Genomic DNA, 13849 nt, shown 5'->3' on the forward strand with positions numbered 1-13849 from the left:
GCGTTCGGTGCTCCAATCCCCTTGATTGAGCAAGGAATTTTACAGACAGAGAGAAGAAAGTTTGCCGAGCAAGAAAGGCGCGACTTCCTTACTTTCCGGCCTTCCTGTTAAATCATTGAGTATCAAAAAGGGTGGAAAGCGGCCTAACCGCATTGTGCTCTTCGTGCCTTCTTCGTGTCCTTGGTGACCACGCCTTTGTTCTCAAGGTGCTACGCTTGGAGGCGTTGACGCCAGGCGGCGATTTGCGCGGCGGTCTGTTCGTGGCCGGGCATGCCGGGGCGTTCGCGCAGGCTGAGGGCGCGCTTGAGATCAAAGACCGAGGCCCAGTCGTCCTCGAAGGCGGCGTTGACCTGCTTGACCGCCTCGGTGGGCAGCTTGTCGAGCGGCACACCCTGCTCCTCGGCCATGCCGACGAGTGCCCCAATGGCGTGGTGCGCGTCGCGGAAGGGGACGCCCCGGGCCACGAGGTAATCGGCCAGGTCCGTCGCCAGCAGCAGCGGGTCGGCCACGGCGGCGGCGCACTTGTCCGGGCGCACGGTCATGCCCTCCAGCGTGCCGGCGAGCACGTCGAGGCAGATCATGAGCGTGTCAAAGCTGTCAAAAACGGGCGGCTTATCCTCCTGCAGGTCGCGGTTGTAGGTCAGCGGCAGGCCCTTGCAGAGGGTGAAAAGCGTTTGCAGGTTGCCCTGAAGACGGGCGGATTTGCCCCGGAGCAGTTCGAGCGCGTCGGGGTTTTTCTTCTGCGGCATGAGGCTGGAGCCGGTCGTGAAGGCGTCCGAAAAACGCACGTACCCGAACTCCGCGCTATTCCAGAGAATGCCGTCCTCGGAGACGCGGGAGAGGTGCACGCCGCACAGGGCGCAGGCGCTGGCGAACTCGACAAAGAGGTCGCGGTCGGCCACGGCGTCCATGCTGTTGGCGGTGACTTGCGGCTCGCCCGCCGCGTTGACGAAGCCCAGTTCGCGTGCCACGAATTCGCGGTCAATGGGCAGGGTGCTCCCGGCCAGCGCGCCGGAGCCGAGCGGACAGATATTGGCGCGGCGGGCGACTTCCTCGATGCGTTCCAGGTCGCGCCCGAACATCTGTGCCCACGCCAGCAGGTGGTGGGCGAGGGAGACGGGTTGGGCGCGTTGGAGGTGCGTGTATCCGGGGATGAATACATCCCGGTTCTTGTCGGCGAGTTCGACAATCGCGCCGAGCAGGGCCTTGAGGCGTCCGGCGATTTGACCGCAGGCGTCGCGGAAAAACAGTCGCATGTCGGTCGCCACCTGGTCGTTGCGGCTGCGTGCGGCGTGCAGGCGCGCCCCGGCGGGGGTCTTTTTTGTCAGCGCCTGTTCGATGTTCATGTGAACGTCCTCGCAGGCGATGTCGGGCAGGAGAGCGCCCGATTCGATGTCGGCCAGTACGGCGTCGAGTCCGGCCCGGATCGCGTCCCGGTCCTCGGCGCTGATGAGCCCGATGTGGGCCAGCATGGCGGCGTGGGCCTTGCTCACCTGCACATCGTAGGGGGCCAGCCGCCAGTCGAAGGAGATCGACTCGCCGAAGCGCAGCATCAGTTCCGCGGGGCCGTCTTTGAACCGTCCGCCCCAGGTCGCCTGTTTCTTTTCGTTCGCCATAATCTGAAAACAATAGCCATGCCACACCCGCGCCCGGAAATCACGCCTTTTTATTGAGGGGGACCGGCTGGAGTAGAGTGAGAGCTAGGCGGCGAGGACAGCGAAGCTGGCTCCGAGCAAGCCAAGGATAAAAAGGCCGAGGAGCACGAAGAGCACCTGAAAGACGAGGCTGAAAATATAGGTGACGAAAGCCTTGCCGAAGCTCACGTCGAAGATGCCGCCGATGATGAGGACGTTAATCAGCACCGCAAGGAGCACACCGAGGATGTTGCCAAGGCCGGGAATGAATGTCCCGGCTCCGCCCAGCGCGGAGATGACCAACCAGGTGACGATGAGGATGAGCAAGGCCCGCCCGAGGGTGTTTTTATGCTTGGGAACTCCGGCCACGCTGGCCCCGAGGCGGAGGAAAAACGTGGCGAAAAACACCAGCAGAAAAACCAGTACGACGGTGACGAGGAGAGCGACAAGAGACATGGCGCTTATTGTCTCAGGCCCCGGCTGGCTGGCAACCGGAAAAACGGGGTCCGGCTGGACCAGCTAGCGGGCGAACTGCACGTCGTTGACACCGGCGCGGGCGCAGGCGTCCATGACCTTGACCACGGCCTGGTGGGCGGTGCCGTCGGCGGGGGACAGCGTGACGCGGGCTTCAGACTGGTTGGCCCGGCAGGCCGACTGATAGCGAGCAAGCATGGCGGCCAGTTCCTGGTAGCTGGGAGAGTCGGGGCGGTCGTAGGCGTAGTCGTTGACCACGGCCTGTCCGTCGTCGCGGATTTCGATGATCTGCTCGTCGGGGAACTCCAGCGGCGCGACCTGTTCGACCGTGCCGGGCAGCTCAAAGGAAAGGTCCGCCTCCTGTTTTTCCAGGGTGGAAGAGAGCATGAAGTAGATCAGCAGCAAAAAGACGCAGTCGATCATCGGGGCAATGGGGATGCCCACGCGTTCGTCGGGTTTCTTGCGCAGGCGGGCCATGACTCAGTTGCCCTGGAAGGTGGCGTAAATGACCTCGCTTGCTCCGGCCTGGGCGCAGGCGTCGAGCACGGGGCGGATTTTTCCATACGGGGTCGCCCGGTCGGCCCGGACCTCGACGGAGAGATCAGGCTGGGCGGTCAGGGCGCGTTCGAGGCGCAGGCCAAGCTGGGGCAGGGTGAGACTTTCGGCCCCGAGCCAGGCGGTCCCATCCGCGTCGAGCGAGAGCGTCACCCGGTGGGCGGGATTGTCCGGCACGCGGCTCTCGGCGGACTCGGGCAGGTCCACCTCGCGGACCCGGTCGGCGCGGGCAAGCGTCCCCGCGTAGAGGAAGAACACCAGCAGCAGGAACACCATGTCGATCATGGGGGCCATCTGGAAATCCGCCTCCGGGTGCTCGCGCTTACGCAACCTCATTGCAACAGCCAGCGCACCGTGCATTCGCCCCGAAGTCAAGCCGGGAGCGGACTGCGGGCTTTTCCTTGATAAAAATAATGCTCCGGACTTGCCTTGTGAGACCGCGTTTCATTAAAGCGATCCCAATCCGGGGCCGTGTCTTTACGGTACCGGGCCGAGTGAACATGCACACGCATTCCCACGACCACAGTCACGCTCACGGACATGGCCACGGCCATTCCCACGGGCATGGGCACAGTCACGCCCCGGCGGGCGTGCCCCGCAAGCGGCTGCTCCAGGCGCTGTTGATCAGCCTGATCATCATGTCGGCGCAGATCACCGGGGGAATTATTTCCGGTAGTCTGGCGCTCCTGTCGGATGCCCTGCACACGGCGACCGACGCGGTGGCGCTGCTCATCAGCTACTTCGCCCTGCGGCTTGGGGACAGCAAGAGCACCACGAGTTTCACCTTCGGGCTGAAGCGGGCCGAGATCATGGCCGCCGTGCTCAACTCCGGCGTCCTCATCGGGCTGAGCCTGTGGCTCATGTACGAGGCAGTCATGCGGTTTATCCACCCCGAGCCGATTGAGCCGGGGATCATGGCCGGGGTGGCGCTGATCGGGCTGATCGCCAACATCTTTATGGCGATGCTCCTGCAAAAGGGCTCCAAAGACAGCCTGAACATGCGCTCGGCCTACCTGCACGTGCTCAGTGACGCGGTGGTGAGCATCTGCGTCATCGGCGGAGGCATCGTCATCATGGTCTGGAAATCGGCCACCTGGGTGGACCCGCTGCTCACGATGTTGATCTCTGTCTGGCTCATTCGCGCGAGTTGGGGGATCGTCTGGCACGCCTCGAAAATCCTCATGATGGCCGCGCCCGAGTCGCCCACGGTGGAGGAAATCGGAGCCGCCATCGGCGACATGGACGGTGTGTGCAACGTCCACCATGCCCACCTCTGGGCCTTGAACGAGCAGAACGTCCACTTCGAGGCGCATGTGGAGGTTCGTGATTGCCGCCTGAGCGAAACCACGCCGCTGCTCAACCGGATCGAAAGCACCCTGCACGAGCATTTCGGTATCAGTCACGTGACGATTCAGTTCGAGTCCGGGCGCTGCTCCGAGGACTGCGGCCTGATCGTCGAACGCGACGCAGAGTGATGGCGCGTTTGTCTCACTGCTGGTTTATTTTTTAACCACAGAGGCAGGGCATGGCCTGCACCCTCGGTGCTGCGCACCGCGATGCTTTTGCCTGGGGGCAAAAGCATGGGACAGTATGTGCCCGTCCTGGCCCTCGCGCTCGTTTACCGGGTGACGCCTGCCTGCTCCTTGAGCCAGCCGAACATGTCCGTCACGGTGATTTCCTCGATCGCCTGTTCGCTCGCCATGACGGGAGCTTCGGGTGTGATTTGCGGCGGGGGCGGGGCGAGGTTCGAGCGCTGCCCGGCGGGGACCTGATCCAGCCCGAGGGAGCCGTTGCCGGTCATGGTGACGCTCCAGCGGCCTTCGCCCAGGCGACGATAGACGGCCCGCCCGAAGGTCGTCGGGGGGGCGTCGTTGGCCATGATGTCCCAAGGCTCGTCGAGGACCAGTGCCTGGTCCGGCGGCATTGAGCTGTCGAAAACCCGCCGGATGCCGACGCGGTTTCCGGCCACGTAAAAGTCCACGAAAATTTCTTTGGTTGTGTCGAGCGGGGTGGGGATTTCGGCCACCTGGCCGTCGCCGCGCTGGTAGCGGACGGTGAGCTTGCCGTTACGGATGTCCAACTCAGTCACGACCGATTGGCTCAGGGCGCGCTCGTACTGGTCGCGCAGTCTGGCGTAGTCGCTGGCCAGCCCGGTCAGGCGGTCGCGGTAAATGTCCTCGGCCATTTGCGCACGGGTGAGCTTGAGCCCGGCCACGCCGACAGCCCCGGTGACGGCCAGCAGCAGCAATAGCACGATCCATGATCGCACTTCTTGCAGCATCCCCCAAAATCCTTTGCCCTTACTCACGTCGTTGTTTTGTTCTCCGCTTCTAAGACAGCAGGGGTGGGGGAAATGTTCAACCCGTTTTCGCGGGGGGCGTTAAACGTCCTCGCGGGCCAGTTCGGCCTGTCCGCGGGTGACGAAGTTCAGCGACATGGCCGCGACGAAGACCCCCAGCAGCAGCATGCCCAGGCTGAGCAGGCGCAGCAGGCCCGACTGTGCCGGGTCGAGCGCCATCAGGCCCATGGCCAGTAGCGGCATGACCAGCATGAACAGCGCCGGAATCAGCGCAAAGGTGTAGCGGATGCCCTTGGCCTTGAGATAGACCACAAACGTCACCAGCGCCAGTGCCGCCATGAGCTGGTTGGTTGAGCCGAACATGGGCCAGATTGCCTGCCAGGCCGGTTGGCCGTTAAAGGTCTGGAAAACCAGCGCCGCGGGCGGGATCAGCACGAGCACGGTACCGAGGTAGCGGCTGGTCTGGTCGCGCCAGTCGAAGAACTCTTCCAGCAGGAAACGGCTCAGGCGGGTACAGGTGTCGAGCGTGGTCAGCAGGAAGGTGCTCACGGTCAGCGCGGCGAACTCGACCCCGAGGTCGGCCGGGATGCCCAGATGGGCGAAAAAGACCGACGCGCCCGAGGCGAAGATGGCGACCGGGTTTTCCCCCTCAATATCCGCCCCGCTGAGGATGGCCACTGTCGCCAGCGCGAAGACCGCCAGCACGCCCTCCAGCAGCATACCGCCGTAGGCCACGCGCTGGGCGTCTGACTCGCGCTTGAGCTGCTTCGAGGTCGTGCCGCTGGCCACCAGGCTGTGGAAGCCGCTGCACGCCCCGCAGGCCACGGTGATGAAGAGCATGGGCGCGATGTAGCCGGGGTTCACCTTGTCGGTGATAAAGCCCTCGAAGGCGGGGATCTGGAAGCTCGCGCCTGTCAGGAGCATGCCGCCCACGCCGAGGATCAGCATGGCGAACAAAAAGGTCGAACTGAGGAAGTCTCGGGGTTGCAGGAGCATGTCCACCGGCAGCACCGCTGCCACGAGCGCGTAAACCATCACCACGGCCAGCCACAGGTTTTTGTCGAGCACGGGGGCGGGAAAGAAATTGCCCACCGCCAGCCCGGCGAAGGTCAGCGGCACGAAAACCAGCAGCAGCGGCCCGAACTTCATCCCCTTGCGCAGCAGCCAGCCGAAGATGACGGCGGCGACCACGAACCAGCCCGAGGCCGTGGCCACGGCGGGCTCGGTGCGGAAGGTGCCCGCCGTCAGGTCGGCAAAGACGATGATGACGTACATCAGCGTCAAGAGCAGGAAGATACGAAAAAACTGGGCCGTCTTTTTACCGACCAGCGAGCGGGTGATCTCGGAGACCGTCCGCCCGGCGAAGCGCAGGCTCATCAGGGTGCTGCCGTAGTCGTGCACCCCGCCGACGAAAATTGACCCGATGAGAATCCACAGCCAGGTCGGCCCCCAGCCGAAGTACTGGGCCGCGAAGATCGGCCCCACGATCGGACCGGCCCCGGCGATGGACGAGAAGTGGTGCCCGAAGACGATGGAGGCCCGCGTCGGCACGTAGTCCACGCCGTCGGCGTGGGTGCAGGCCGGGGTGGGGCGGCTGTCGTCGCTGCGACAGCGCGAGGCCAGGAACTTCCCGTAGAAGCGGTAGGCAAAAACAAAAAAGAGGACGGACAGGAGGAGGATAACCTGAAGCATGAGCGAGGATTGGGGAGCTGAATTATCGGGCACCGTGTTCGGCTAAGTCAATCATTCAGCAGGTACAGTTTTGTCCTCCAAGGGGTTGTTTCTGTTATGCTCGCGGGCCTTTACTCACTGGGCAGGCATTCCTTTCAAAAAAGCGTAAGCCCGGTGATATTAAATCATTTTTTTGAGACGGGATTGTGTTTAAAGCTTGCCGCCTAACACGTGTTAGATAGCCTTTGTCCTCAAACCTCTTTATAGTTATGGACGAATTACGGATAGGAATCGTCGGCCTGGGAAATATGGGCGGTACTTATTGCGGCCAATTTTCGGCTGGCGAGTACAAGCGTTGCCGCTTGACGGCGATTTGCGACTCGGATGCCCAGAAGCTCGAAGCCGCCAATGCGGGCGATGCGAAGCGCTTCAGCGACGCCAGAGAGATGTTTGAGAGCGGCCTGATCGACGCGGTCATCATCGCCACCCCGCACTACGCCCACACCACGCTCGGGATCATGGCACTGGAAAAGGGCCTGCACACGCTGGTGGACAAGCCGATTTCCGTGCACAAGGCCGACTGCGAACGCCTGATCGCCGCCCACACAGACAGCAGCGTGGTGTTCGCCGCGATGTTCAACCAGCGCACTGACCCGCGCTACATCAAACTCAAGGAGCTGATTGACTCGGGCGAACTGGGCAAGATCAACCGCATCAACTGGATCATCACAGACTGGTTCCGCACCCAGCAGTACTACAGCTCCGGCGGTTGGCGTGCGACCTGGGCCGGTGAGGGCGGCGGCGTGCTGCTCAACCAGTGCCCGCACCAGCTTGACCTGTGGCAATGGCTGTTCGGGATGCCCGCCAAGGTCCGCGCTTTTTGTGGCGTGGGGCGTTACCATGAGATTGAAGTCGAGGACGATGTGACCGCGTACCTGGAGTACGCCGACGGCTCCAACGGTGTCTTTATCACGACCACGGGCGAAGCCCCCGGAACCAACCGCCTGGAGATCGCCGCCGAAAAGGGCCGCGTCATCATCGAGGGCGACGACCTGCAATGGCTGCGCAACGAAGTTCCCACCTCCGAGTGGTCGAAGACTTGCCAGGGTGGTTTCCAGAAGCCCGCGCAATGGGAAATCACCATCCCGGCCAAAGGGCGCGGACCTCAGCACGTTGGCATTATCCGAAACTTTATCGAAGCGGTCCTCGACGGAAAGCCGCTCATTGCCCCGGCGGAGGAGGGGATCCACTCGGTGGAGCTGGCCAACGGCATGATACACTCGGCCGACATCGGCCAGACAGTCAACTTTCCGCTGGATGGCGCGACCTATGAGGCCGCGCTTAAAAAAAAGATAGAGACCTCTACCTTCGTGAAGAAGGTCGATGAATCCGCAGGCAAGGCTGCGGACATGAGCAGCACCTACTAATCCGTTTTCAGAACGACATCCCGATTATACCCATGGCTCAGAAAGCAGACGGCATGAATTACGCGCCCGAGGCGGCGAAGGTTGAACGCGTGGTCGAGCCCGGCGAATTTGTATTCGCGGCGGCTCACCTCGACCACGGCCACATCTTTGGCCAATGCAACGGGCTGACCGAGGCGGGCGCGGAATTGCGCTACGTGTACGACCCGAACCCGGCCAAGGTGGAGGCCTTCGTGAAGCGTTTTCCGCAGGCCAAGCCGGTGGATTGCCTGGAGCGTATCTTTGAGGACAAGGACGTGAAGCTGGTGGCGGCTGCCGCTGTCCCCTCCGAGCGCGGGGCGCTCGGCTGCCGCGTCATGCAGGCCGGACTGGACTACTTTACCGACAAGTGCCCTTTCACCACGCTGGAGCAGCTTGAGACGGCCCGCAAGGTCGTGGCCGAGACCGGACGCAAGTACATGGTCTATTACTCCGAGCGCGTGCACGTGGAGTCGGCCTGGTACGTGGACCAACTGATCCAGGACGGTGCCATCGGCGATATTGTGCATATGGAGATATTTGGGCCGCACCGTCTCTACAAGGACACCCGCCCGGAATGGTTTTTCCAGAAGGCCAAGTATGGCGGCATTCTGACGGATATCGCCTCGCACCAGTTTGACCAGTTCCTGCACTACGCCCGCTCGCGGGGGGGCGAAGTCCTCCATGCCCGCGTGGACAATATTGCCAACCCCGACACGCCCGAACTGGAAGACCTCGGCGAAGCCGTGCTCAAGCTCGACACCGGTGCCTCCTGCTTCTCGCGGGTAAACTGGTTCACGCCCGACGGCATGCGCGGCTGGGGTGACGGTCGCAGCTTCATCACCGGGACCAAGGGCACAATCGAGGTGCGCAAGTACTTCGACTTCGGCCGCAGCGACGAGGGTAATCTCGTCATCATCGCCGACCAGCAGGGCGAACAACTTATTGATGTCAATGGCAAGGTCGGCTTTCCCTTCTTCGGGCGACTGATTCTCGACTCCCTCAACCGGACCGAGAGCGCCATGACCCAGGAGCATGCCTTCCTCGCCTCCGAGCTCTCGCTCAAGGCGCAGGCCATCGCTGACCAGCGCCGCTAGTGTACCGTTAGCCAAGTTCTTGCACTAAATTTGGGGGCTGTGCGCCCCCAAACCCCGCCCCGGGTTGTACCCGGAGGCACTGAGGAGCATCCAAACTGAGTCGCACCCTCCAATTTATGTCAGGAACCAAGCTAACCGTGGTCGCAAGCCGACGTTTGTACGTATTATTTTCCACCACAAAGCCGCAAGGGAACAGGAGGACTATCTTAAAAACTCTGCGCTCACCGTGTCCTCTGTGGTTAAAAAACTAAAACGGCTCGGCGTCAGCCCGGCTTGAGCGCGTCATAAAGAATCTCGGCGGGGTGCAGGGCGGTGCGGCCCGTGCCGTCGTGGATCTGGTGTCGGCAGGAAGTGCCGGGGGCGGCCACGAGCGTGTCAGCGGGCAGTTTGCGCACGGTGGGGAAGAGCACCAACTCTCCGACTTTCATCGAGACTTCGTAGTGCTCCTTTTCGTAGCCGAAGGAACCGGCCATCCCGCAGCAGCCCGAGGGGATGACGGTGACGGTGTAGTTGCCGGGCAATGACAGCGCGCGCACGCTCGGTGTGATCGAGGCGAGCGATTTCTGGAAGCAGTGGCCGTGCAGGTGGATGCTCTTCGGCTCGTCGGTGAAGGCGTCCGCGCTGATGCGCCCGGCGTCGATCTCACGTTCGATGAACTCTGAAAACAACAGACAGTTCTTGGCCAGGGCGCGCGCGGCGGGCTTGAGTTCGCCGGGCACGAGGTCGGGGTATTCGTCGCGGAAGCCGAGGATGCCCGAGGGCTCGATCCCGACCAGTGGCGTTTCCCCGGTGACGAGCGGGGCCAGCAGGCGCACGTTTGCTTCGGCGATTTGGCTGGCCTTGCGCACGAGTCCTTTTGAGAGCCACGTCCGGGCGCTTTCGCGGTGGCGCGGGATGACCACCTCGTAGCCGAGCCGCTGGAGCAGCTTGATCGCTTTTTGGCCGACAGGCACGTCGTTGTACTCGGTAAACTCGTCGCAGAACAGGTACACCTTGCGCTTCGGAGCGGCTTGGGCCGGTTGTTTTTTAAACCAGCGGGTGAGGGTAGTGCGGTGGCGCAGCGGGATAGTGCGGTCCGGGTGGAAGCCGTTCACGCGGTTGAGCAGGCGGCGGATCGGTGCAGTGCCAAAGAGCAGGTTCCAGGCCCAGGGGGCGACATCGACGAGCTTGTTGAAAAGCGTGTAGTTGGCGATCATGCGCGAGCGCAGGGGGACGCCATGCTCGTCGTAGTAGTGCTGGAGAAACTCGGCCTTGAGCTTGGCGATGTCCACGTTGGAGGGGCATTCGGATTTGCACGCCTTGCACGAGAGGCACAGGTCCATGACCTCCTTGACCTCGCCGGAGTCGAAGGGCTTGAGCGCGTCGCGCGGGTGGGTGAGGGTGTGGCGCAGGATGTTGGCGCGGGCGCGGGTGGTGTGCTTTTCCTCGCGCGTGGCCATGTAGCTCGGGCACATGGTGCCCCCGGCCAGGTGCCCCTTGCGGCAATCGCCGGACCCGTTGCATTGTTCGGCGGCGCGGAGCACGCCGAGCGTAGAGGAGAAGTCGAAAAAGGTGTCGTACTGCGGAGTCTCCTCGTCGGGGGAGACGCGCAGGGCGGTGTCCATCGGCGGGGTGTCGATGATCTTGCCGGGGTTGAAGATCCCGAGCGGGTCGAAGGTTTCCTTCACGCGCCGCATCATGGCGAAGCACTCCTCGCCGACCATGAACGGGATGAACTCGCCGCGCAGGCGCCCGTCGCCGTGTTCGCCGCTGAGGGAGCCGTTGTACTTCTTGACCAGAGCGGCGATGTCCTCGGCCACGCCACGAAAAGTTTTCAACCCCTCGGCGGTTTTGAGGTTGAACATCGGGCGCGTGTGCAGTTCGCCCGAACCGGCGTGGGCGTAGTACACGCATTCGATGTGGTACTTCTCGCGCATGAGGGTGTCGAACTCCGCGATGTACGCGGGCAGGTCGTGCACATCGACAGCGGTGTCCTCGACGATTTCGCGCGGCTTGGCGTCGCCGGGGACGTTGCTCATCAGCCCTTGTCCGGCACGGCGTAGCTCCCAGATACGCGCCTGGTCGGGGCCCTTGAGGATGGGGAAATGGTAGCCGAGTCCGTCGGCCTTAAGTGCGACGACTATTTCGGCCAGGCGGCGGTCTACCTCGGCCTCGTCGTCATGGCGGATGTCCACTACGAGAATCGCGCCGGGATCCCCCTGCACGAAGAAGCGGTTCTTCGCCTGCTCGATGTTGCGCTTGGTGGCTTCGAGGATGTGGCGGTCGAGCAGTTCGACGGCGAAGGGCTGGTGCGGGAGTGCGTGGAGGACGGCGCGCAGCGACTGGTCCACATCGGCGAAGTGCGCGCAGAGCAGGGCGCTGTGTGCCGGTGGCAGCCGGTTGAGGTCCAGCTCGAACTCGACCCCGAAGAAGAGCGTGCCCTCGGACCCGGCGATGAGGCGGCAGAGATTAAAGGGCTGCTCCGAGGCCGGGTCGAAGACGCGGGCATCCATCAGCAGGTCGAGCGCGTAGCCGGTGTTGCGGCGCGGGATGGAAGACTTGGGGAAATTTTTGGCAATCAGCTCGCGGTTGTTTTTGTCGCCGAGGAGGTCGCGGCAGAAACGGTAAATCTTCGCCTCCAGCGAGTCCTCGGGGCCGGCGCATTTTTGCTCCAAGCCCTCCTGGTCGAGTGGGCCGAACGTCACTTCCGTGCCGTCGCTGAGAAAGCCGCGGCAGGAGACGAGGTGCTCGCGGGCCGAGCCGTAAACGACGGAGTTCGAGCCGCAGGAGTTGTTGCCGACCATGCCGCCGATCATGGCGCGGTTGGCGGTCGAGGTCTCGGGGCCGTAGAGCAGTCCGTGCGGCTGGAGAAAGTGGTTCAATTCGTTGCGGACGACGCCCGGCTGCACGCGCACGCGGCGGCTGGCGGCGTCGAGGGAAAGTATCTGGTTCAACCGCCGGCCAACATCGACCACGATCCCGCCGCCGACGACCTGCCCGGCCAGCGAGGTGCCCGCCGTGCGCGGGATGAGCCCCACCCGGTGCCGGGCGGCGAAGCGGATCAGCGTGGCGATGTCCGCCTCGTCGGCAGGGAAGGCAACCGCCTGCGGGAACTCCTGATACTCGGATGCGTCGGTGGCGTAGAGCTTGCGCATGACCGGGCTGGTGTGGAGTTCGCCGGTCAGTTGCTGTTTGAGTTCTCCGAGTACAGGTGCGGGTTGGGTCAGGGCGGAGGGCATGGGCGCAGTTTGTAGGTTAAACCAATTTTTTGAAACAGGAAATTTATGTAGCGGAACAGGAAGTGTCCAGCCTTGCGGCAGTGTATGAGGGTAAAACTATGACTTTTTTTGACTAATAAATGGTCGGGTTGACCGGTCCCGTTGTTTTTCGAAACGGATGCCGTACAGATAAATGGTGACGAGAAGGCGGAACGAAAGCAATCGTTAGGTGGGCACAAAAAAACCGTCCACTATCACGCGGACGGCTTTCTTGGGGAAAACTACAAAAACCGGGATTCTACTGCTTCGGGAAGGTGAGAGCAGGGGCTTCCAGTTCGTCCGCGATGGCCGCGGCGTAGGGCGTCTTGGCGTCGAGATCGAAATCCTTCAACGCGATGGCCTGGAGCTGTTGGTTGTCGTAGGTCTTGACGTAGTAAACCCGGTTGGCCATGTCGGCGACGACGGTCCACTGCGTGTAGTCGGCCTCGTCGCTTTTGTCGTTGCGGATGAAACCCTTGGGCAGATCGAAATTGTTCATGATGTGCTCGACCAGACGCACGCTCTCGGTGCCGTCGGGCTGGGCGACGGGCGTCATGCTGTAGGCGAAAGCGCGGATGAAGCGCGAGGGCGGGGTCGGGTCGCCGGGCAGGCCGATCCAGCCGGAGCCCGAGCCAAAGGAGTCGATCACGTGACCATCGACTTTCAGGGACGAGCCGTTGGCGTCCGAGAGCTTGGTGTAGTTCTTGAGATTGGTCAGGTGCCAGTCGAAGGTGGGGGCGTTGGTCAGCACGCCGAAGGGGTTATCGTACACCTTGAGCGTGCCGCCCGTGGGCTCGATGACGATGGATTTGCCGTTGGCGTCGTGGAGCGTGTAGTGGAAGGGCGCGACGAAACCAAAGGCCGGGAAGACGAGATTAACCACCTGCACGTCCCCGTTCTCGACTGCGGCCTTGACCTCATCAACGTTGGCAAAGCTGGTCAGGCACCAGGTCAGAAATTCCCAGGGGGCGAGGCTCTTGGCCGGATTGGCCTGGGCCGGGTCGGTGTATTCGGCGTAGCCCGGGAAATACAGGATGCCCCCGGCGAGACCCTTTTCGTTGAGGCCGTCACAGACGAGGGGTTGCTTGACGGCGTTCATGCCGACCACGGCGTACTTGCCGGTCCACTTGAGACTGTCCTGTCCCTTTTTCGCGCCGGTGCCGGTGTAGCTGAGGCCGCGGGGGGCCACCACCGCCTCGGACTCCAGCTCGAAGCCGAACTCCATCGTGCGGCCATAGACGTAGCCGTCGTCGCTGGTTTTAACGAGCAGGCTGGTGCAAGCCTGGGTGGAACTGAGGCCCAGCACGAGAATCGTGCCCGTGCTCAAAAGGAGTTTGCGAATGTTTTTCATAGACAGGTACATGATTTGAGGGAGGTTTTGAGGCAAGGTGAGAAGCTCAGATTAGTGGCCTGCTTTACCGGGTCAACTCCTCATGTCCTG

At 62.7% G+C, this 13849-nt stretch carries 11 protein-coding genes; 3 read left to right on the top strand and 8 right to left on the bottom strand.

What is annotated here, in order from left to right:
- Positions 1-209 precede the first annotated feature (209 nt).
- The 4 genes from argH to H5P28_RS13760 all read right to left on the bottom strand — a co-directional run bounded on the left by argH (position 210) and on the right by H5P28_RS13760 (position 2999).
- Positions 210-1616 (bottom strand): argininosuccinate lyase, encoded by a 1407-nt coding sequence (argH, locus tag H5P28_RS13745; RefSeq protein WP_185676279.1) that lies wholly within the window; start codon positions 1614-1616, stop codon positions 210-212.
- An 84-nt stretch (positions 1617-1700) separates the two neighbouring features.
- Positions 1701-2090 (bottom strand): hypothetical protein, encoded by a 390-nt coding sequence (locus H5P28_RS13750; RefSeq protein WP_185676280.1) that lies wholly within the window; start codon positions 2088-2090, stop codon positions 1701-1703.
- 63 nt (positions 2091-2153) lie between these two features.
- Positions 2154-2585 carry an ExbD/TolR family protein gene (locus H5P28_RS13755; protein ID WP_185676281.1) on the bottom strand — a complete coding sequence of 144 codons (432 nt, stop codon included), beginning with the start codon at positions 2583-2585 and terminating at the stop codon, positions 2154-2156.
- A 3-nt stretch (positions 2586-2588) separates the two neighbouring features.
- The gene (locus H5P28_RS13760; protein WP_185676282.1) at positions 2589-2999 is read right to left on the bottom strand and encodes an ExbD/TolR family protein; all 411 of its coding nucleotides are present in this window, start codon (positions 2997-2999) and stop codon (positions 2589-2591) included.
- Between the two features lie 164 nt (positions 3000-3163).
- Here H5P28_RS13760 and H5P28_RS13765 point away from each other — a divergent pair, with 164 nt between their 5' ends.
- Positions 3164-4138 (top strand): cation diffusion facilitator family transporter, encoded by a 975-nt coding sequence (locus H5P28_RS13765; RefSeq protein ID WP_185676283.1) that lies wholly within the window; start codon positions 3164-3166, stop codon positions 4136-4138.
- 143 nt (positions 4139-4281) lie between these two features.
- On the opposite strand, the gene H5P28_RS13770 is transcribed toward H5P28_RS13765, so the two are convergent.
- Positions 4282-4944 carry a hypothetical protein gene (locus H5P28_RS13770; RefSeq protein WP_185676284.1) on the bottom strand — a complete coding sequence of 221 codons (663 nt, stop codon included), beginning with the start codon at positions 4942-4944 and terminating at the stop codon, positions 4282-4284.
- A 99-nt stretch (positions 4945-5043) separates the two neighbouring features.
- A complete protein-coding gene (locus tag H5P28_RS13775; protein WP_185676285.1) occupies positions 5044-6654 on the bottom strand; it encodes a carbon starvation CstA family protein in 1611 nt (536 codons plus the stop codon).
- 248 nt (positions 6655-6902) lie between these two features.
- Between H5P28_RS13775 and H5P28_RS13780 the strand changes: the two genes are divergently transcribed.
- Positions 6903-8060: a Gfo/Idh/MocA family protein gene (locus H5P28_RS13780; protein WP_185676286.1), complete on the top strand. Its 1158-nt coding sequence runs from the start codon at positions 6903-6905 to the stop codon at positions 8058-8060.
- A gap of 32 nt (positions 8061-8092) precedes the next feature.
- Positions 8093-9172 carry a Gfo/Idh/MocA family protein gene (locus H5P28_RS13785; RefSeq protein WP_185676287.1) on the top strand — a complete coding sequence of 360 codons (1080 nt, stop codon included), beginning with the start codon at positions 8093-8095 and terminating at the stop codon, positions 9170-9172.
- Positions 9173-9435: 263 nt separating this feature from the next.
- Here the strand turns inward: H5P28_RS13785 and H5P28_RS13790 are convergent, their stop codons facing one another.
- Both H5P28_RS13790 and H5P28_RS13795 read right to left on the bottom strand, forming a co-directional pair.
- Positions 9436-12390 carry an FAD-binding and (Fe-S)-binding domain-containing protein gene (locus H5P28_RS13790; protein ID WP_185676288.1) on the bottom strand — a complete coding sequence of 985 codons (2955 nt, stop codon included), beginning with the start codon at positions 12388-12390 and terminating at the stop codon, positions 9436-9438.
- Between the two features lie 277 nt (positions 12391-12667).
- A complete protein-coding gene (locus tag H5P28_RS13795) occupies positions 12668-13759 on the bottom strand; it encodes a linear amide C-N hydrolase (RefSeq protein ID WP_185676289.1) in 1092 nt (363 codons plus the stop codon).
- Between the last annotated feature and the right edge of the window lie 90 nt (positions 13760-13849).

It is taken from the genome of Ruficoccus amylovorans (genome assembly GCF_014230085.1).
Taxonomy (GTDB): domain Bacteria; phylum Verrucomicrobiota; class Verrucomicrobiia; order Opitutales; family Cerasicoccaceae; genus Ruficoccus; species Ruficoccus amylovorans.